This window comes from Streptomyces sp. NBRC 109706, assembly GCF_000974485.1.
In the GTDB taxonomy this organism is placed as follows: domain Bacteria; phylum Actinomycetota; class Actinomycetes; order Streptomycetales; family Streptomycetaceae; genus Streptomyces.
The window spans coordinates 43,315-63,431 of sequence record NZ_BBOM01000010.1 but is presented as its reverse complement, the minus strand read 5'-3'; the positions used below and the strand labels follow the sequence as shown (position 1 = coordinate 63,431).

Annotated in this window: 12 protein-coding genes and 4 pseudogenes; 10 read left to right on the top strand and 6 right to left on the bottom strand. The window is 66.2% G+C overall.

The genetic code is table 11. The features are described 5' to 3' along the window. Window positions 1-171: 171 nt before the first annotated feature. Window positions 172-4,680, top strand: a complete 4,509-nt coding sequence (locus tag AOM46_RS22595) for a polymorphic toxin type 28 domain-containing protein (RefSeq protein WP_062214456.1) — start codon at window positions 172-174, stop codon at window positions 4,678-4,680. A gap of 976 nt (window positions 4,681-5,656) precedes the next feature. Here AOM46_RS22595 and AOM46_RS36165 read toward each other — a convergent pair. Beyond that, a pseudogene (locus tag AOM46_RS36165) lies at window positions 5,657-6,097 on the bottom strand (transposase); the annotation flags it as partial. On the opposite strand from AOM46_RS36165, the gene AOM46_RS22585 reads away from it, so the two are divergent. Continuing rightward, a complete protein-coding gene (locus tag AOM46_RS22585) occupies window positions 6,058-6,378 on the top strand; it encodes a hypothetical protein (protein WP_062214455.1) in 321 nt (106 codons plus the stop codon). The pseudogene AOM46_RS36165 and the gene AOM46_RS22585 overlap by 40 nt on opposite strands. Here the strand turns inward: AOM46_RS22585 and AOM46_RS35550 are convergent. After that, on the bottom strand, window positions 6,375-6,611 hold the full coding sequence (locus tag AOM46_RS35550; RefSeq protein ID WP_062214454.1) for a hypothetical protein: 237 nt from the start codon (window positions 6,609-6,611) through the stop codon (window positions 6,375-6,377). The genes AOM46_RS22585 and AOM46_RS35550 overlap by 4 nt on opposite strands. Before the next feature lie 17 nt (window positions 6,612-6,628). Further along, a pseudogene (locus AOM46_RS36160) lies at window positions 6,629-6,829 on the bottom strand (glutamate ligase domain-containing protein); the annotation flags it as partial. Between the two features lie 110 nt (window positions 6,830-6,939). Here AOM46_RS36160 and AOM46_RS22575 point away from each other — a divergent pair. Beyond that, complete coding sequence (locus tag AOM46_RS22575; protein WP_062214453.1) at window positions 6,940-7,686, top strand: hypothetical protein; 747 nt, start codon at window positions 6,940-6,942, stop codon at window positions 7,684-7,686. Between the two features lie 343 nt (window positions 7,687-8,029). Here the strand turns inward: AOM46_RS22575 and AOM46_RS22570 are convergent, their stop codons facing one another. After that, a complete protein-coding gene (locus AOM46_RS22570; RefSeq protein ID WP_062214452.1) occupies window positions 8,030-9,205 on the bottom strand; it encodes a cytochrome P450 in 1,176 nt (391 codons plus the stop codon). 5 nt (window positions 9,206-9,210) lie between these two features. Further along, window positions 9,211-9,510: pseudogene (locus tag AOM46_RS36155) on the bottom strand (DUF6545 domain-containing protein); the annotation flags it as partial. A gap of 1,711 nt (window positions 9,511-11,221) precedes the next feature. Between AOM46_RS36155 and AOM46_RS35545 the strand changes: the two are divergent. Continuing rightward, a complete protein-coding gene (locus tag AOM46_RS35545) occupies window positions 11,222-11,512 on the top strand; it encodes a hypothetical protein (RefSeq protein ID WP_067226486.1) in 291 nt (96 codons plus the stop codon). A 983-nt stretch (window positions 11,513-12,495) separates the two neighbouring features. Here AOM46_RS35545 and AOM46_RS34160 read toward each other — a convergent pair. After that, window positions 12,496-13,359 carry a hypothetical protein gene (locus tag AOM46_RS34160; protein ID WP_158920549.1) on the bottom strand — a complete coding sequence of 288 codons (864 nt, stop codon included), beginning with the start codon at window positions 13,357-13,359 and terminating at the stop codon, window positions 12,496-12,498. Between the two features lie 1,120 nt (window positions 13,360-14,479). Here AOM46_RS34160 and AOM46_RS36150 point away from each other — a divergent pair. The 6 genes and pseudogenes from AOM46_RS36150 to AOM46_RS22530 form a co-directional block, all read left to right on the top strand. Continuing rightward, window positions 14,480-14,692: pseudogene (locus AOM46_RS36150) on the top strand (PIN domain-containing protein); the annotation flags it as partial. A 328-nt stretch (window positions 14,693-15,020) separates the two neighbouring features. After that, window positions 15,021-15,467 carry a hypothetical protein gene (locus AOM46_RS35535; protein ID WP_078857094.1) on the top strand — a complete coding sequence of 149 codons (447 nt, stop codon included), beginning with the start codon at window positions 15,021-15,023 and terminating at the stop codon, window positions 15,465-15,467. 386 nt (window positions 15,468-15,853) lie between these two features. Next, window positions 15,854-16,552, top strand: a complete 699-nt coding sequence (locus tag AOM46_RS22545) for a SpdA protein (RefSeq protein WP_234313919.1) — start codon at window positions 15,854-15,856, stop codon at window positions 16,550-16,552. 1,052 nt (window positions 16,553-17,604) lie between these two features. Then, window positions 17,605-18,771 (top strand): hypothetical protein, encoded by a 1,167-nt coding sequence (locus tag AOM46_RS22540; protein WP_234313918.1) that lies wholly within the window; start codon window positions 17,605-17,607, stop codon window positions 18,769-18,771. Between the two features lie 236 nt (window positions 18,772-19,007). Further along, window positions 19,008-19,397 (top strand): hypothetical protein, encoded by a 390-nt coding sequence (locus tag AOM46_RS22535; RefSeq protein ID WP_062214448.1) that lies wholly within the window; start codon window positions 19,008-19,010, stop codon window positions 19,395-19,397. A 366-nt stretch (window positions 19,398-19,763) separates the two neighbouring features. Then, on the top strand, window positions 19,764-20,117 hold the full coding sequence (locus AOM46_RS22530; protein WP_062214447.1) for a helix-turn-helix transcriptional regulator: 354 nt from the start codon (window positions 19,764-19,766) through the stop codon (window positions 20,115-20,117).

The window sequence follows — 20,117 nt, the reverse complement described above, 5'->3', positions numbered from 1 at the left end:
CGGCAGCGTACGGAACGGCACCTCGACGTTCCCTCTACGCGGGGTCACTGCGGCCGACGGCAACAAGCGACAGCTCATCAAATAAAACTCGGCGACGGTGCGTTCGTCGGCTTTGACGCTCTGTCCCCACCCTTTCTATGATGATCTTAGCTCTTTGTCTGGAGGTAGGTCGTGGTACGTGCGTTCGACTGGAGCCCGGTGGACATGGACCGGGACCCCACCCCTGGCGATCCGGACGAGGTACGGGAACTGGCTGATGACCTACAGGAGTTCGCCGATGACGTTGGCGAGGCGCTCGGCAAGATCCGGGGTCTGGCCTCGGAGCGTGCGGTGCTGGACTGGGCGGGGCTTTCGGCGGACGCCTTCCGCACCGAGTTCGATGGGGTGCCGGACAACCTGACCAAGTTGGAGGAAAGCTACTCCCTCTGCGCTCAGGCGTTGCACACATACTGGCCGAAGCTCCAGACGGCGCAGGGGATGGCGGATCGCGCGTTGGATCGTGCGGTCAGTGCGCAGGCGGATCTCAACTCCGCGCAGTCGGCGTTAGGGGATGCCACCGACTGGGTCGGCCGGGCCGGTGAGGAGGCGGAACGCCTTCAGCGCGAGGGGGAGCGGGAGGACGTCGAGCCGCCGGACGAGGCCGATGTGCGTTCCGCCGCCCGCGATCAGCAGGCGGCCGAGGCTGCGGCGGGTGCCGCGCGGTCCCGGGTGAACGATGCGGAGGAGCGGCTGTCAGCCGCGCGCCAACTCGCCCTCGATGCCCAGGAGATGCGGGAGGAGGCGGCGCGGGAGTGCGCTCGTGACGTCGACGCGGCCTCGGATGCCGGTATCCAGAACCGGCGTTGGTGGGAGAAGGCCATCAAGTGGGTGACCGACAACTGGGACACTCTCGTCGAGATCTGCAAGGTCATCGTTGCCGTACTCGGCATTGTCGTCATGATCATCGGCGGACCGCTGGCCTGGGTGGTGCTGGCGGCAGCCCTCGTCGTCCTCACGGACACGCTGATCAAATACGCCAGAGGAGAAGCTGGACTTCTTGACGTCGCGTTCGCGGCACTCGACTGCATCCCCGGCATGAAAGGACTCACCACCCTCGGTGGGCTCGCCAGAGGACTGCGCGGCGGGCTCTCCGCCGCCCGCACCGGGCTTCGGGCCTACGCCGGCAATCTCCGCAATCTGGGCCAGATGTGGCAGCTGGACGGGATTCGCGGAATCGGTAAGGTTCTGGTGGGCGACCCCATCGACATAGCCACTGGCGAGATGACGCTACGCCATACGGACGTGCAACTTCCGGGAGTTCTCCCACTGCTCCTGGAGCGTGAGCATCTCTCCGCGTACCGCGACGGTCGCTGGTTCGGCGCATCCTGGGCCTCCACGCTCGACCAGCGACTCGTGCTGGGCGAGTTCGGAGCAGACTTCTTCGCGGCCGACGGCATGCGGTTGCACTACCCGGTACCCCTGGCTGATCCGGAGACCCCCGTCCTTCCCGTCACCGGCCCTCGCTGGGGACTGAGTTGGGACGGTCAGGGAGGCGGCGACTTCATGATCCACCAGCCGGCCAGTGGCCACACCCTCCACTTCGCTCCGGTGTCCGGCCAGCCGAACGTGGAACTCCCGTTGACCGCCATAACCGACCGCAACGCCAACCGCATCGATATCCTCTATGACGAAGAGACCGCGGTGCCTCGGGAGGTCCTCCACTCCAGTGGTTACCGGGTTGGCGTGGCAGTGCAGAACGGCCGCGTCACCGCCCTCTCTCTGTTGTCCGCACCAGGTCAGCCCCTGCTGCGCGCGTTCGAGTACGACGTGGCGGGAAACCTGGCCAAGGTATTCGACTCGTCGGGGATGCCCCTCACGTTCGACTACGACGATCAACACCGCATGATCCGCTGGCAGGACCGCAACGACACCTGGTACGCCTACACCTATGACGGCGCCGGCCGTTGTGTGCACACGACAGGCACCGACCGAGTCCTCGAATACCGGTACGTCTACGAAGAGGAACACCTTCGCACCACGACCATCAACTCCCTCGGGCACCGTACGGTCTACCAACTCAACGACCGGTACCGACTCGTCTCCACGACCGACCCAGCGGGTCACACCACGCACCAGGAGTGGGACGACAGCAATCGACTGGTCGCGATCACCGATCCGCTCGGCCGCGTCAGGCGCCATGAGTACGACCAGGACGACAACGTCACGACCATCGTTCTGCCCCTGGGCAACCGCGTGTTTTGCGAGTACAACGCGCTTGGCTGCCTTACCGCCGTCGTCCACGAGGACGGCACGTCCTGGTCGTTCGAGTACGACGCCGCCGGCAACTGCACCTCGGCTCTGGATGCGGCTGGACGCCGCACCCGCTACGCCTACGATGCCCACGGTGGCATAACCGGCATAACGGACGCTCTCGGTGAGGAGACCCGGATACGCCGAGACGCTGCGGGACTCCTACGGGAGGCTATCGATCCCGCAGGCAGTATCACAACGATCACGCGGGACTCCTTCGGCCGCCCAGTGTGGATCTTCGACTCCCGTGTCGGGGAAACCGGCTTCGAGTGGTCCACCGACGGGCACCTGTTGCGGCGCAGCAGCTCCACTGGCACCTCGGAGACATACGAGCGCGATCCGGAGGGCAACCTCCTCACCCATACCGACGGCGACGGCAGGGTCACCTCGTTCACCTACGGCCCCTTCGACCTGCCCATCTCTCATACCACTCCGGACGGCGCGACCCACAGCTTCGAACGCGACACTGAACTGCGACTCGTCCAGGTCACCAATCCGCTCGACCAGTCCTGGCGGTACGACTACGCGCCGAACGGCTGGTTGAACACGGAAACCGACTTCGGTGGTCGCACCACGACGTACGAGCACGACGCCGCCGGCCAACTCACTCGCCGCGTCAATGCCGCAGGGCAGAGCGTGGATTGTGTATACGACGCCCAGGGTCTGCTGACCCGCCGGATCTCCTCCGGAGGGGAGGTCACCACCTTCATCCGCGATTCCCAGGGCCGCGTCATCCGCGCCACCAGCCCCGGAGTTGAGCTGACCCGCTCCTACAACGCCTGCGGCGAGTTGCTTTCCGAGACTGTCAACGGCCTCACTCTCACTCTCACCCACGACCCGCGCGGAAAGTTGTCGGAGCGCATCACCCCCAGCGGTCATCTCAGCACGTGGACCTACGACGCGGCCGGGCGGCCGCTACGCCTCGTCTCCGGCGGGCACCCAATCGAGTTCACGTACGACGCCACCGGTCGCGAGTCAAGTCGCGCGCTGGCCTCCGAAATGACGCTCACCCGGTACTGGGATGCCGCCGGGCGCCTGTCCCGGCAGAGTGTCGTCGGTCCCGGCGAGCAAATGCTGACCAGCCGCGGCTACCACTACCGGTCCGACGGTAACCTGACCGAACTCGACGACCTCGCCACTGGACACCACCGATTCGACCTCGACCCGATAGGTCGCGTACTCGCGCTGACCGGTCCCGGCGAGCGGGAGAGCTACGGCTATGACGCCCTGGGCAACCAAACCGACGCTCAGTGGCCCACGGGTTTGGCCGACACCGATGTGACCGGTGAACGCCACTACCACGACGGCACGCTCGTGCGGGCCGGACGTGTGCGCTACGCGTACGACGAAGCCGGGCGCACCGTTCAGCGGCAACGCACGCGCCTGTCGAAGAAGCCCGGCACCTGGCAGTACGCGTGGGACGCGGATGACCGGCTGATCCGGACAGAGACACCGGACGGCACCGTGTGGACCTACCTCTACGACCCCTTCGGTCGACGCGTGGCCAAGGAGCGCCATGACGCGGACGGCCTCGTCGTGGAACGCACCATGTTCTCCTGGCACGGCACCACCCTTGTCGAGACGACGAACACCACGGCCGACGGCGCGGAAATCACCCTCACTTGGGACCACGACGGGAATCACCCCCTCACCCAGAACGAGGCCCGCAGCTTGGACCAGAACGAGATCGATCGGCGTTTCTTCGGGATCGTCACCGATCTCGTCGGCACCCCGACGCACCTCGTCGGCGATGACGCCCGAACGCACCTCGCCTGGCAGCCGTCCACCCTGTGGGGCAACAGTCGCCTCGACTCGGCCGACACGTCGTCCACCCCGCTGCGATTCCCCGGTCAGTACGCCGACGAGGAAACCGGTTGGTTCTACAACTTCCACCGGCACTACGACCCGGCCATCGGCCGCTACACCAGCCCCGACCCGCTCGGTCTGGAACCGTCACCGAACCCGTATAGCTACCCGGTCAACCCGTTCACCTGGCTCGATCCGCTCGGCCTGTCGGCGCACCCGATGCGACGGCTCGGCCTCAGCAGCACGGCCGACAACGCCATCCAGAAGCTGCACAACATCTTGGAAGACCCGGTCGGTGCCATCAATTCGCAACCGGGCCACAACCACTACTCCGCCGCGCGCAGAGAGGCGGGTGGCGAGGTAGTCGCCGTGCGCCCCGACGGCACGCCGTTCGACCATGTTGCCGACCTCACCCAGGGCCGAAACGGTTTGAACAATATCCGCCGCGCTCTTGAGCGAGAAATGCAGAACCCGCCTGATTCAATGACAGACCGCGGCCTGGATGTCCTGGTACAGAAGCACAAGGAGACCGTCACCGAACTCGACCGCCTCAATGGCTTTCTGCATCAGATCCAGAACCAATGACCGAAGGGCCAGGACGCCGCAACCATGCCACCCACCTCCCGCCATCGTGGCCGTTCCCGACGGATCGAGGGGATCTTCGCCGCAGACGTACAAGTCTTTCGCTTCTACCCGGACGGGACAGTTCTCGACGTGTTGGTCAAACCGGCCCCGGGACCCGATCAGGCGGCCGCGATCGAACGCTGGTTGCGCCCAGACACGGCTCCGCGCGGTACCCACAGTTCCACGTACACCCTCCGGGGGAAGCAGCTGTCCTTCACGACCCGGGGGCACTTCGATGATGCACGTGTCACGGTCCAGGGCACCTGGCGCCAGGATGAGTTGGTTCTCGACATGGCGGGCGGAGGCCGCACCCTGAAGGCGCTCCGCTTTCGCCGCCTGGATGTGGGACGACCAGTGCGGTGAGGTGAAGCGGGCGCCGTGAAGGAGCAGGTCTTCGAGTTCGTCGAGCGGCAGTGAGGCGTGTCGGAGTTGGTCCAGCCCTCTCGTGTCGGGGAACGGTTCAGCGGTGATAGGGGCTCTCGGCCAAGCGCGTCCGGATCCGTTGCCCCAACACCTCGCGCGGTGCCAGGCAGATCACCGGCCGGATGTCCGCCACTTGGCTGAGTGCAGGCATTGCAAGATCGCGAAGAGTCCCGCTTCGCGTCCTTCATGCGTAATGGGCGGTCATGCCCCGTTCGATGAGCACAGGTTCGGGACGCGGAACAGGCACGGCGTCGGTGATCATGTGGTTGTCGAGCCCCATGCCCACCAGGCAGACTCGTGCCCGCACCCTCACCATCCCCCATACCCATGGCGCTGGACCAACTCCCCGCCACCACCCGCCCCGTCACCATCGAACAGGTCGCACAGCTACGCCGCCACCTAGTAGTGCTTGGTCATGTTGGACCGGGGGCTGGCATGTCACGGTGACAGGTGGGGCGGGCGCCGGTCCAGATCACGAGAACTATCTGCAGCTCGTGGACGACTCGGCAGAGTCTCAGGCCGACGCCGTCTCTTTTGGAGATCGGCTCAGTCGTTGGAGGGTGCAGAAGGTGTGGGCGACCGAGACGAGGGTGACGTGGTGGTGCCATCCCGGCCAGGTTCGGCCTTCGAAGTGGGCCAGCCCCAGGGCCTGTTTCATCTCGCGGTAGTCATTCTCGATGCGCCAACGGAGCTTCGCGGTGCGCACGAGGACGGGCAGCGGTGTGGTCTCGGGCAGGTTGGAGAGCCAGAACTGGACGGGCTCGTCCCCGCCGGCGGGCCATTCGGCCAGCAGCCAGCGGACCGGGAGGCCGGTGTCGGCCGTGGCCTCGTGGATTTCACGCTCGGCGGTCCGGATCCGCAGAGCCACGAAGCGCGAGTAAATGCGTTTGTGTCCGCTGCGCCCACTGCCGGGCCGTGATCCCTCCCGCCACTGCACCGTCCGCCCCGGGCGCCGGCGAGGAACATGCTCGGGTCGGCCGTCTGGCCGCCGACGCCGGGATCAGCTTGTTGGTGACGGTCGGCGGTGATGACGCGCGGGTGATGGTCGACGCCCCGAAGCAGGCGCGGCCGGGCCTGGAGATCGTCGAGTCCCGCGACCGGGACCACGCCCTGACCGTGGCCCGTGAACTGCTCCGCCCCGGTGGCGTCGTCCTGGTCAAGAGCTCCCACAGTGTCGGGCTGGAGCATGTGGCGGTGTGCCTGGCCCAGCCCGACCCCGTGAGCGACGGCCGTTAGACAACGGCGGCCACCGGCCGGTCGAGGGCCTGCTTGATCAGCGTCGCGAGGCTGGCGACCTCGCCCACGCTCATCGTCACCACCACATCCCCGGGCCTGGCAGCGGCGGTGACCACGGCGGCGGCCTCCACCAGACCTGTGGCCCGGTGAACGCGGGCCCCGGCCACGACTGCGGCCCGCTCGATCCCGTCCGTGCTCGTGGGCACGGTCGCCTCGGCGTCCGTGCCTCGCACCGGCGGAGCACGATCTCGTCCGCCGCCGCGAGTGCCGCGCCCATCCGCGTGCCCAGAGCCCGAACGCGTGGCTCCCCACACGCCTTGAAAGCGACGATCACCCGGCCGCCGGCGGCCAGTTCCCGCGCGGTGGTGAGGTCCGCGTGGATCGCGGTGGGGTGGTGGGCGAAGGTATCCACCACCCTCACCTCGTCCCGCGTGCGGGGAAGCCTCTGCATCCTGCGGTGCACCCCCGCGAAGCCGGACAGCCCGACTGCCAACGCTTCGGGCGCCTCGCCCAGGGCGCGGCCCGCCGCGTACGCGGCGAGGGACGCGAGGACCGCCGGGGGTGCGCACCGTCCAAGAGGCCCGCGCCCCGTCGATGTCGAGCACGGTCACCGTGCTGCCCGCCGCCGTCTTCGACATACACAACGTGTGCGCCGACGCCCTCTTCGAGAGCGCCCTGCGGGCCGCCCGGATCGCCGGCGACGACGCACTGGGCGCCAACGTCCTGGGGTTCTGGGCGGTGGCCGCCTACAACACCGACTGCCCACAGGACGCCGAGACGATGACCACGGTCGCGCTCTCCTCACTCAGGGGCTGCACCACCCCACGCGTCGAGGCGATGCTCACCACACGCCGAACCCGCGCCCGCGCACACCTGCGCGATCAGGGATGCTGGGCCGACCTCGACCGCGCCGAGCACCTGCTCGCCGACGCCGGCGACCACCAAGATCCCGGCTGGGCCTACTGGTTCGGGACTCCCGACATCCCCGCCGCACGCGCCGGCAGCCACCGCGACAAGGGCCAGCCCGACCTCGCCGCCCTGCAGTTCGCACAGACCGCCAACCTGTACGACCCGGTCTACGTCCGAGATCGAGCGCTCTACCTCAGCCGACAGGCCGATGCCGAGTACGACGCCGGCCACATCGAAGCAGCCTGTTCCACCGCCTCCCAGGCTCTCGACCTCAGCGAAGCCATCACCTCACGCCGCACCACCGCACCGCCGCTCGACCTCGCCAACCACCTGCGGAACTCCTCCGCACCCGAGGCCCGAGACTTCCACGAACGTGCCCACAGCACCCTGACCACCTGACCCGCGTTTCCTTCCCCTGCCCGGACCGAGCGGCCACGCCTCCTCCCGGGCGCCTCGTCAACCCATCGACCCCAAGCCGCAGGACGTCCCTCATCGCCTCCACCTCAGAAAGCGCTCCGTGATCCTGACCCTCGCCGAAATCCCAGCTCCCGGCCCCAGAGAATGAACGGGCAGCTCCTGGTCTCCACGACCTCACCGCAGAAGTCACCCACCCGGTGCTCTCTCCGCACCTGTCGAGATCACCGTCGTGCCCGCCCTTGGGCCTGACGCGCCCGCCACTGCCGCACCAGAAAGAGGACTTAGCCAGCGCCCGTTGTGCGAACGGGCGACGCCCGCTCGGTGTTCAGGTGTGGAGGGGGAGTGTGGTGAGGCCGCGGGTGAGGCGGGTGTGGCGCCAGTGGAGTTGGTCGGGTGGGATGGCGAGGCGGAGGTTGGGGAAGCGGGTGAGGGTGGTGGTGAGCGCGATGTCTGCCTCGGCTTTGGCGAGGGGGGCGCCGAGGCAGCGGTGGATGCCGTGGCCGAAGGCGAGGTGGCCGGTGGGGTCGCGGGTGAGGTCGAGTTGGTCGGGGTGGGGGAAGCGTTGGGGGTCGTGGTTGGCGGCTGCGGGGGAGATGAGTACGGCGGTGCCGGCGGGGATGGTGGTGTCGCCGAGGGGGATGTCGTGGGTGGTGTGGCGGAAGGTCGCGGTGTTGATGGGGCCGTCGTAGCGGAGGAGTTCGTCGAGGGCGTGGGGGATCTGGTCGGGGTGGTCGCGGAGGTGGGTTAGTGCTTGGGGGTGTTGGAGGAGGGCGAGGAGGGCGTTGCCGAGGAAGTTGGTGGTGGTTTCGTGGCCTGCGATGAGCAACAGGACGGCGAGGGAGACGAGTTCGTCCTCGTTGAGGTGGTCGCCGTTGTCCCTGGTGGCGATCAGGTGGTCGAGGAGGTCGTCGCCCGGGTGGCTGCGTTTGGTGGTGATGAGGTCGGCCGTGTAGTCGGCGACCTGGTGGGAGGCCGCGTCGTGGCGGGCGGGGTCGCCGGCTGCGAAGAGGTCGGCGGACCACCGTTGGAGGGTGGGTCGGTCGTCGGTCGGGACGCCGAGGAGCTCGCAGATCACGGTGACGGGGAGGGGGGTGGCCAGGCTTTCGACGAAGTCGACTTCGCCGTCGAGTGGCCAGCGGTCCAGCAGTTCGTGGGTCAACTCCGTGATGCGGGGGAGCAGTCGGGTGACGGCTCCGGTGGTGAACGCTTTTGCCACCAGTTTGCGCAGCCGGGTGTGGGCGGGTGGGTCGGTGGCCAGCATGCTGCGGGAGACGGCCGGGTGGATGTCGCGGGGTGGCTGGTCGGCGAAGAAGGGGGCCGGATCCTTGGAGAGTCGAGGGTCGGCCAGGGCCTGCCGGGCCTCGTCATAGCCGAGCACGAGGTAGCGGCGCCGCCCTTCCGAGCGAATGGGACCCAATTGCACGGGGGCTTCGGTGCGCAGCTTGGCGTACATGGGGTAGGGGTCCTGGAAGAATTGAGAGTCCTGTGTAGGGGCGGTCATGTGTTTCATGCTCCTGTTGGGGAGGACGGTAGCTGCGACTCGCGGAGAAAAACGAGTTCCTCGTCGCCGTAGGCACGGGCGACCGCGAGAAGCCGATGCGTCTCGGTCCGCAGCTGGGCGGTGGACGATGCGGGGCGTGCCCCGGACCGACATGCGGCTTGATATTCAGCCACAGATCGGGACGGACGGAAGGCGAGAATACCGTCATTGATCTCAATGACATATCGATGCAGCGTGAAGCTGGACCTATCGGGACCGCTCTCGGCGACATATTCTGATGAAGGGAGGACGATTTCTGGGACCGCCGTGGGAAGGTCTTCTCATAGAGGGCGAAGTGCAGTGAGCGAATGAGTTTCCCAACGTCGAGCAAGTACTTGCTGATTGACCACGCGAGCGGCGGCAGTGTGAATCCGAAAGTCGACGCGCATGGGGGTGGTTTTGGTGAATTTCGCGTGACGTAGGGTCTGATGCAGAAGCTCTTTAATCGCGAAAAATAGGGAGCATGTGTACGTGAAGGTGTGAAGAATGTGGATTTTCGGGAAATGGTTCACGGATTGCTCGATGGTGAACAGAAGAAGTCATCGTTGCGATTGTGGAGGCGAAGACTGCGAGTTGGCGGTAAGTTCGGTGCCGCGCGTGCGCGGGCTTGAGGCGGGCCGCGTGCGGCACGATCGATTCGATGTGCACTTTGGTCGTCGGCGCTTATCTATCTTTTGCCTTCGGTCATCGACGGGTTCATCGCCTATGGCGTCCGGGCCTTGCTCGTCCTCCGTGAAGCTCCGCTACGCGCTGGGCTCTCTGTTTGGACACTCTTCGGAGTCGCCACCTCGGCGAGCATCTGGGCCAACGCCCTCCACGCGTTCAGACTCAATCAGCAGGCTGGGTCACTGACCGGACTCCGGCTGGGCGAATGGTGGCGGCCACCTTGCTCATCCTTGCACCGTTTGTCCTGACCGGAGCAGTGTACTTGTACATCCTCATCGTTCGAAGCTCGATCACGGGTGGACATGGGGGTGTCCGGTTGGACTTCGGACACTCCGGTTGTGATGTCCCAGGACAGTGTCCACCGACCGCCCGGCTCGATCGCCCAGGGCATCATCCCCGAACGGGAATTAATTCACCCGAGTTGCCCCTGTGGCTGGCCTCTTCCCGGACAACCCGCGTCAGCGCACCGGGACAAGCGTCGAGGTCTGTCCTCCTTCGGAGGACAACGGTTCGGTCAGCCCGGACACATTGTGAGCAAACGGTGCCCGAGCGGGCAGCGCCCGACCGCCGGGGGCTGCTGGAGAAGGCCGGCAACTTGCTTTCCGCCGAGGTGAGCGAGACACCGAGCAGCTGCTCAGGATCGCTCGGGTGGCGGTCAGCGCGGAGGACAAACTGACCCGAAAAGTCGTTGCGCGAGCCATTCGCGGCCAGCGCATCCCGCTGTCCAACGACACCCTGTCCGACCGAAGTGGACAGCTGGCTGTCCCTGCTGCAGCAGCGCGGACACCTTCATCGCATCGAGCGTGCTGCGGAGGGCAGTTGGACAGTGCGCCGCCGTCCCGACAGCCGCCCGTGGACTTTGCACCATCCAGTCCTGGCGATGGACCGGGTGGAGAGGCTGCTCCGGAACCTCCAGCGGCGTGGCCTCGACCATGGTCGGTGAGCGTCGACAACCCGGTGCTCCCACCCCCGGACCGGAGGGTGACCCACATCGGGCCGCCGGCGGAGCAAGTTATCGCATATGACGGTCCCACGGCCCGTCATATGCACTTCCCTCGCCCAGGAGGGCGAGGGAGATTTGGTTGCTCCTCGCACGAGGGCGTGCGAGGAGCAACCAGAGTCCGGGCACCCGGAGGAACCGGTTACTGTGGGAGAAGCCGCCCCCGTGATCCAGCTCTTCAGCAGCCGCCGAGTTTCACCGCTTTCCCCGACCGAGAACCGCGCCGTCGATCCCGCAACCCCAGCCAGCGCCCTGACAAGCTCACCGTCCGCTTCTCAGAGGCTGAGAGGAGCGAGATCGAAGCCGCCGCCATGAAGAAGGCGATCACTACTGCACGTTTCCTCGCCACCTTGGCGCTCATCGCCGCCCGCAGTCCGGGGGCGACGCATCTCAACGAGCAACTGGACGCAGCCATCGACGAGCTGGCCGCGCTCCGCACCCAGATCTCTCGCGTCGGCAACAACCTCAATCAGATCGACTATGTCTACAACGTCGGTGGAACGCCGTTCCCTGACGAGTTGCAGCGCGGTCTTGCGATGTTGAAACACTCGCTGGCGCAGATCGATCGAGCGGCTGACAGGCTGGTGCGGAGGCGGATCTGATGATCCCCAAGATTCGGCGCGGCTCGCGGACACCCGGTCTGCTCGCCTATCTCTACGGGCCCGGCAAGCGGGACGAACACACGGACCCCCACCTCGTGAGAAGTTGGGACGGCTTCGTCCCCGATCCTGGCCGCGACAGCGAAGCGACACTGTCCCGACTCACCGCCGCACTGGATTTCCCCGTCAAGCAGACTGGTTCCAGGGCCCCGGCCAAGCATGTCTGGCACTGTTCGGTCCGCACCGCGCCCGGCGATCGTCTGCTGACCGATGAGGAGTGGGGCGATGTCGCGTGCCGCCTGGTCCAAAGCGTCAAGTTCGTGTCCGATGGCGACGCGGATGGATGCCGTTGGGCGGCAGGACGGAGACGAGCATGGCAGTTGCCGTTCCGTCCACTGCGCGCCAGGGGCCCCCGAGGCTCCTGCGAGAAGCCGTCGCCCCAGGCGAACTGGGCACCGCCGAGGACATCCACCAGGTGGTGGTGTGGCGACTACACCGGCTCGCCAACCTTCCCTCCTATCCTCATCGGGCGAACCACCGGCCGAAGTCGGAGCCATCGCGGTTGGGCGCCCACCCCGAGCGAAAGAGCGTCGAATGGGTGGCTCCACTCCCTTCGCGGAACCCGCGTGAGTGAAGGCCACGCCGCTGAGCGGGCAGTCGTGGCGCAGCACCGCGAGCCGCCCGCAGTGGGTGGCCAGGGAAGTGGCGGAGACCATTCTCCTGATCCCGGGGCGCGGGGGCGCCGGTCGCCATCCAAGAGTCTAAGCATGACGCCGGAGCCGGACTCGGCCGCCCGTTCCCGTGCCGCCACCGCGCTGGTGCGAGCCTTGGGCGTGGCCGCCCGTTGCGCGGCTGGCGGACAGGAGACGGCCGAGGTGGTCAGCGCTGGCATTCCGCGGCAAGGGTCCCGCGGCACGTGCTTCCTTGGCGCCTCGGCAGCGGAGGCCCGCTCGCACTGGCTTCTGTGGATGCGTCGGGGGGAGTGACTATGAGGGGATGTGTTCGGTGGGGGTGTCGTGCCGTTCAGGAAGGACGATGTAGGTACCGGAACCGGGGGGATCTTCGGCAGATGCTCGGCGAATGCGTTGCTCCCATAGGGGGGTGGGCCATCGGGTGTGCTGATCCCAGCGCAGTCCCGCGAGGTTGAGATTTTCGAGGCTGGTGGGGTTGAGATCGGCGCCGGTGAAATCGTTGGCGGCGGCAGCCAGATCCTCCTGAACCGAGGCCAAAGCTCGGGCGAGGTCGCTGTCAAGGTTGCGTGCGAGGTCGAGGGTGTGGGTGCCGTCGACGGCGTGGGCGAGGTCGTTCACGAGGCCGTAGACGAGGTCGAGGGCGTGGGCGAGGTCGTGGGTGAGATCGAGTTCGCGGTCGAAGTCGAGGGCGTGAGCGAGGTCGCGGGCGCGGTCGAGGTCGAAGGCGAGGTCGCGGGCGAGGGCGAGTTCGCGGTCGAAGTCAAAGTCGAGAGTGAGGGCAAAGGCGAGGAATGCTGCGCTGGTGTCCGTGCGGTAGAGGGCGTCCGAGAGGTGGAGGAGGGCGGTGCGGTGTTGAAGGCGAACATGGGGGTGCACGGTCTTCCAACGCGCGGCTGCCCTCCGTAGGTAAACGGGAAGCTGTATCGCGGGTAAGGCCTGCTCGGGATGTTCCGCTGGCGGGGTGTCCGGTTCTGGTTCCGGTTCGGGACTGGCTTGGGCGGGCACCGGTGGAGGCAGCGGTGTGGTGAGGAGGGAGGCGAGGTAGCGGCGCCACAGCGTGTTGCCGTCGGCGTGCCGTTCATGGCGGGAAGGTGCCCGGCCTGTGAAGCCGAGTGGCAGGAGGGAGTCGAGGTAACGCCGTGAGAAGGGCCGGCTCATTCTGTGACCCCCTGCCGCTGGGACTCCACGGTGGCCTGTGCCGAGGGTTGCTCCCCCCGCAAGCGTTCGGTGCCTCTTACGCCAGGGGATTGTGGCCCTGTTGCTGCGGCTGGTGTATCAGATGGCTCGGGGCCTTGCGAAGTCATGCGGGCCGCACGGGCAGCACCGAATTGCTGGAGCAAGGCGGGAGCGGCGGCCCCTACCGCGACTGCGGCGTAGACGCCGGTGACCTGGGGGTGGAACAGCCAGCCCGCCCCAGCTCCCAGCATGACTCGGGTCAGCCCGGCCAACGCGTCGGCGAGTGGGTCGACATATCTCCGCAGTGGGGGTAACCGTTTCCGGCCTTGTTCTCGCTGCCTGTGTCGGGCGGTCTGCCATGCCGAGACGCGGCTGTAGAAGACCACCGCCTCAACGATCAGTCCGCCCAGAGCCCCCAGCCCGAGCGCCACGTGCCAGTCCACCGACGAATCCCCTCCTATCGGGGTGCATGGCGCCCCGTCGCCCCGTTGGCTATTGCCAGGCTCCCAGACCTACACTCCCGCCGGAAGCTGATCAGCGGCGCCACCGAGGGCCGGTCGGCCGATCATCGCCCCTGCGGAGCCGGCAGGCGGGATGACTTATGTCGGATCCCGGAGCAGAGGTGGGCGTGTCGGATAAGGGCTGGATATGGGGGGAGTGGCCATGACCGCCCAGGAGGTGGAGCGCAACGTGGCTGCGACGCTGTCGAGGCGTTACCCTGCCCCGCGCTGGTGCATGCGCCAGCTGTCAGCGGTGTGCGGCATCACCGGTAGATGGCTTCCATGCCTGTGGCCCCGCTGACCAATTTGGATCGTCTGCGATCGGAACTGGACCTGATCGAGCAGGACTTCGTACTGATCCTCGCGGACTCGCAGGTCCGCAACGTCGATCCCAACCGCAGACTCGGCTATGCCGTGCATCTTGGTGCGCCGAAGTGGGGCTGGGCGCCCAGCAGCCGCGAGTTGGAGGCACGAAGGATGAAGCTGCTGGGCCGATTGCCGGCACGGTGCCGGCCACCATTGAGAAGGCCACCGACCACATCGGGATTGCTGTGGCAACGCTTCGGTAACTGGGCGACTTTCTGCCCACCGATCCGTGGGCGGTGCGCTTGGTGGTCGATACCAACATGTTGCTGGATGACCCCGTTGTGGCCATCTACACCCCGCTGTTGGGGAAGCCGTACATGGTCCGCCTGATGCCCGCAGTTCTGAGAGAGTTGGACGACCAGAAGCGTGCTGGCCGCAAGCCTGAGATCCAGGAGGCGGCGAAGAAAGCGGACCGCCGGTTGAAGGGGCTGCGGGCCAACGGCAACGTGTTGCGCGGAGTTCGCGTCGATCGTGCCCCTCGGCCCTCACCCTCACCCGGCCAAAGCCGCAGAGGGGAAAATGATCAACGGCCTGGATCCAGATCCGGTCGCTTCCCTGGTCGTCCAACGGGTCTTCCGGGAGTTCCTGGACGGCTAAGGACAACAGAGCCATGGAGAGGCGTACTACCGCTGCCGGTATCCGGAGGAGTACGCGCTGGCCAACCGGGTCCAACATCCCCGCAACATCACCCTCAGGGAAGCCGACGTACTGCCCCCGCTGGATCGATGGCTGGCCCGAGCGTTCGCCCCGCACCGCCTGCGGGCCACCGTCGACGCCATGGTCGATGCCACCGCATCCGGCACCGGCATCGATCCCGAGGAGGAGCAGGCTCGCCAGGTGATCAAGGACTGCGACCAGAAGCTCGCCCGGTATCAGACAACTCTGGACGCGGGGGGCGACCCCGTCACCATCGCCGCCTGGACCAACGACGTCAGGGCACGCAGGACCAAGGCTCAGGCCCGTCTCAACGCCGTCTCCCGGCCTGAGGAGCCCACGCTCTCCCGCGACGACATCGAAGCGATGATCCGTGAGCTTGGGGACCTCGTGAATGCGGTCCAGGGGGCCTCGGCGGAGGAGAAGACCGCCATCTATCGCGCCCTGGGAATCCAAGGCACCTACCACCCAGCAAAACGCCAGGTGCGGATCGAGGCTGCCCCCGACCCGCACCTGGCAGACCCAACATCATCCCGTTGGGTAAAGGTTCGTGTCCGAGGGGGGACTTGACCCAAAACCCCAACCGCTCCTGTTGTGCGGTGACCTGCGTCTTTGCGGTGGAGAGCCGGAGCGGTCGTCCCCGCGGGGTGGTTCCCGATGACCGCTTTGGGAGTTGCCGTTCGCGGCGCTGAGGTCGCCGGTCCGAGGTGGCTCTGCGCAAGTGGGTGCCTGCGGAATCATCGCCGCTTGTGCCAGTTCGTGCCCCTGGCAAGGCACTACGCAGATGGTCGCACGGCCGACCCGCAGGTTCTCGCGGGTCGGCTGGTGTTCGAAGGGCGATTTGAGCCTGCGGTCGTACTGGGGAGGCGATGATGGCACCTCCCTCGTCGCCCGGCCAGGGGTCGGCCGCAGGACATGTGGCGATAGAGCGTGCGGTCACCGGGATCGTGGGCGCCGTGATCGGCCTGACGTTCCTGTTCGGCTTCGGGAACGTGTTGGCACTGGGGCTTCGCCTGGGGGTGCCGGCCTACGTCGCCCCGTTGGTCGCGCCAGCTGTGGACCTGTCGGTTCTCGGACTGCTGCTCGGAGTGCGCTACTTGGCGATGAACGAAGCACCGAAGGAGCAAATCCGTCCCGCACGTCGCCTGTTGGTGCTGGCCAGCGTGATGACGCTGGCGTTGAACATGGCGGAGCCGGTACTGGCCGGTCACTACGGCAAGGCCGCCTTCGACGCGGTCGGCCCGCTGCTGCTGATCGGCTGGGCCGAGGTCGGCCCTGGCCTGCTCCAGGCCATCGCCGCCGTGGGCACGGCGTCTGGGGCGACGGCACAACCTGATCAGTCCGGCCCATTCCATACGGGGGCGGAGTCGGCTTCCTCCCCGGTGAAGTCTGTGCACCAAGCGACTAAGACGGCTGTGGTTCTGGACAAGGGGCGGTCTCGGCCGGTCTCGGAACTCCGCGTCCAGCCGCGGAGGACGAACACACCACACTTGGAACAGGAACTACTGAAGCGGGCACGTGCGGAGGATGCCCAGCACCAGCAGGAGCACCAGCGGCCGATCTCGGCGGAGACCCTCCGTATGCGGCTCGGAGTCGGCGCGCGGAAGTCCCGCGCGTTGGTGGCTGCGGTGCGTTCCGAAACAACTGCGGTCTGACGGGAAGACCTCGGTGCTCCAGTTCGTCTTGGGGAGGGGGGTGAACCCGGTTCGAGGGGGTCACACAGCGATGCCCGGCCCATATAGTGAGCGGCCCTCTGCCGGCGACGCCAGTTTCCTGGCGGAGGGCGCGGCCCCTTCAGCCCTTAATATGGCTCTGAGGAACTTGGTCGTTGACATGACATAGGAACTGTTCGAGGTAAATATCAATGTTCTCTGGGCGCCTGTTCAGCCACGCGTCGGCGCCGTGTCGGCGTGGGCATGGGAGTTGTTGAAGAGACCGGCTTGTCTGGGGCCAAGACGAGCTGGCGAAGCTCAGCTTCTTGGCACTCTGGTTCACAACCTTTCCATTACCAGATCGCGCGCCGTGTGGAGTTCTTTAAGGAATTCTTTGGGTGGATCTCAGTGAAGGTCTAGGGGGAAGACCGCTTCTTCGTGATGAGGGCCTGGCCTGGAGACGTGGGAAGGCTGGTGCTCATAGGCGAGTGGCGGGTACTGGTAACTGATCTCCCCGAGACCTCGGCGGACCATGAGACCATCCTGATCCAGCTGTTCGTACCGCAGCATCAGGTCAGCGAAGCTGCGGCCTACGCGGGCGCAATGTGCTGAAGCAAGACCTTCGGGTGCGCATCTCTCCGCAAGGAGGGCAGGATCCCACGCAAGCCGACAGGCAAGAAGCGTCACCCCGCGGGAGCCATGAGGTGTCGACCGGAAGGCTCGCATGCGCTCGGTCCAGAACTCCCGTGGGTCTCCTTCTCTGAGCTTCCTTCCACGGGGCCATCGTCAGCGCGGTGGGACTGGCTCCGCCTCTCTGCATCGCGCTCCCGTGGCGTTGAACTCATCGCTGCGCTAGTGGTCGTGACCCGTTCCCGTCTGGGCGATGCATGGTCCTGAGTGGAGTACGTGGGGAGAGAGGGTCCGACGCCGGCCCGAGACGCCCCCGAACCGGGGCTCGGGGTGCGGACAGCGTCCCCGTAACGAGTTGTCCGTGTAGGCCCACGAATCGGGGGACCAGTCCGAATACGGGTCGAAGCACCGTGGAGCAAGCTCGGATGTCAGTGCCCGGGCGTAGCCTGATGCGCCTGGACGGCTCGAAGGACGTGAAGATGAACGCGAGTTACTACCGTAGTCAGCTGGAGTCGAAGTTGAAGGCACGCGCTGCTGCTGAGAAGAAGGCCGGGGAGCAGCGGAGCAAGGAAGCTGGCAAGCGCTCTGCTGCGGCTGCGGCGCGGAAGGCCGCCGCGAGGTCGACGAACGCTTCAACGGTCAAGAGCAAGCTCCGGGAGGCCGAAAGGCGCGAACAGGAGGCCAACACCGCTAGTCGTGACGCGGCCGGATGGACCACGAAGGCTGCCAAGTACAGCAAGGAAGCCGCAAATCTCCAGAGCAAGCTGGCCAAGGCGGAGGAATCGGACCGCAATACAGCGGAGCGTAAAAGGAAGCGCCTGGAGTCGGAAGTGAACCGTCGCGATGCTGCTGAAAAGCAAAGGCTCCAGCAAGAGCACGCGGCGGCGGCCCGCCGCGTGGCGAACGAACAGGCCGAGCTTAAGGAGCGCCTGACAGCCGCAGAGATCCAGATGCACATGGTCCTGCGGGAACTGAGGCCACCCAAACCAGAGAAACTGCGTGTACTGATGTTGGGCGCATCCTCGGAGGGCGACTTGCGCGTTGGCCGGGAACAGGCACGTATTCGCAGCATGGTTGAACGAGCCCTACATCGTGACCTGATCACGTTTGACCTCCGCACTGCGGCAACGGTGGTAGATCTTCTGGACGGCGTCACTCGCTTCCGTCCACATGTGATCCATTTCTCTGGCCACAGCACCAAGGACCTCGTCGTCTTCGAACGGGATCTCGACGAACCTCACGAGGGTGCCATCGTTACCGCGCGCGCATTTCGCCGTGCGGTGACCGCGACCGACGATCCACCCCTGCTGGTCCTGCTCAATTCCTGCAGTTCAGCGGCCCATCTGGACGACCTGATCGGCTCGATTCCCTTCGCCATCGGGATGGCCGATGAAATTGGGGACACGGATGCAATCTACTATGCTGGTCAGTTCTACGCCAGTGTGGCTAATGGGCAATCGATCTTGGCTGCCCACTGCTCCGGGCAAGCCGCTGTCGAACTAGCAGGCCTGCTTGATCATGAACTCCCGACCCTTGCCTGTGCGCCGGATGTCGACCCGCGAACCGCGCTGCTCGTAAGGCCGCCCGCATAGCCGCATTTCGATGCTCGATGTCTGAAACGGTATCTGGCGGTGTGAGGGGAAGCGCCGAATCCGGTATATCGGAGTGATGCCTCACGATGGTTCGGAGGAGCTGATTGCGACGTGCTCCATGCAACAATGGCAGTTTGCTAGCGGATGCGTGGTAGAAAACTTTTGGTGGGGTGCCCTTGGCAGGGTAGAGCCACCACGTGTGACCAAGTGGGGTCGAGATCGAGGGGTGGGGCCGGATGGCGAGCAGAGATCAGCAGGTTCGTGAGATTGTCGAGGGTCTTGGGCTTGGCCTCGTAGCGTTGGGAGCTTCCCGTGTAACCTCGCAGAAGATCGACCTTGAATTCGCGTTCTCCTACGCGTGGCGGCGGTGGCCGCATGCGGATCAGTACCCCTCCATCGGCCGCGCGTCGAAGCCGGACAACCTCTTCTGGCGCGGCGTCACGAGGTCAGAGCGGCGGAAGAGCGCGGTCATTGTCTGGCGGGGCGACCGTGGCGAGTACGCGATCGGCACGGTGCACGATGGTTGGATGCCCGAGGACGCGGTGGGCATCATCGGTGATCGGCTGCTCAGCGAGTGGGTTTCGCTGGCGACGGATTTCCGCGAGAGGCTCGAAGGAATCGTGTAGGCACCCGGAGTTGCGAGGCCGCAGGTCGCTACCACGTAGCGGCAGGCAGGCATTGGCCGTCGCCCTGGGTCGGCCGATGGGGGAACTGCGGGTACAGATACCGTGTCGACGCTGATGCCCTCGCTGGTTACCGCCGTCGGTGCCGCAAGTTCGCGAGGCCCGATGTACTAGGAACGCGCTGAGGGCGGATGGTGGACCTGACGCACGGGTCGGATGCTCCCGAGTCGGCTGTTCGCGAGCAGCTGCCCACCGGTCGTGTGTCCCAGGTGCTGCTGGGCGTCACGATGCCTGCGGCCCCTTGCGAGGTTCCCTTTCCCGGCCGGGGCCCACTTGGCGTGCTGAATCGACAGCTGTCAAAATCGACGCATGTCGGTTTCCTCGTGTGACTGTGTCGTGTCCCGATTGGTGACGTCGCCGGATGGGTGCTGTGGGTCGTCGGGGGTCGAAGGGCTTTCGATGTCGGAGGCGGAGAAGCTGGCCGGCATGTTCAAGGCTCTGTCGGATCCGGTGCGGCTGCGGTTACTGTCCCGGATCGCGAGTCGACCCGGGGGCGAGGCGTGTGTCTGTGACATCCAGGACGTGGGCGTTTCCCAGCCGACCGTGAGCCATCACCTCCGAAAGCTGCGGGAGGCGGGTCTGCTGGTGTCGGAACGTCGGGCGAGTCGGGTGTACTACCGGTTGGTCCCGGCCGTCGCTCCGTGGGCGCGGCACTGGCTGTGA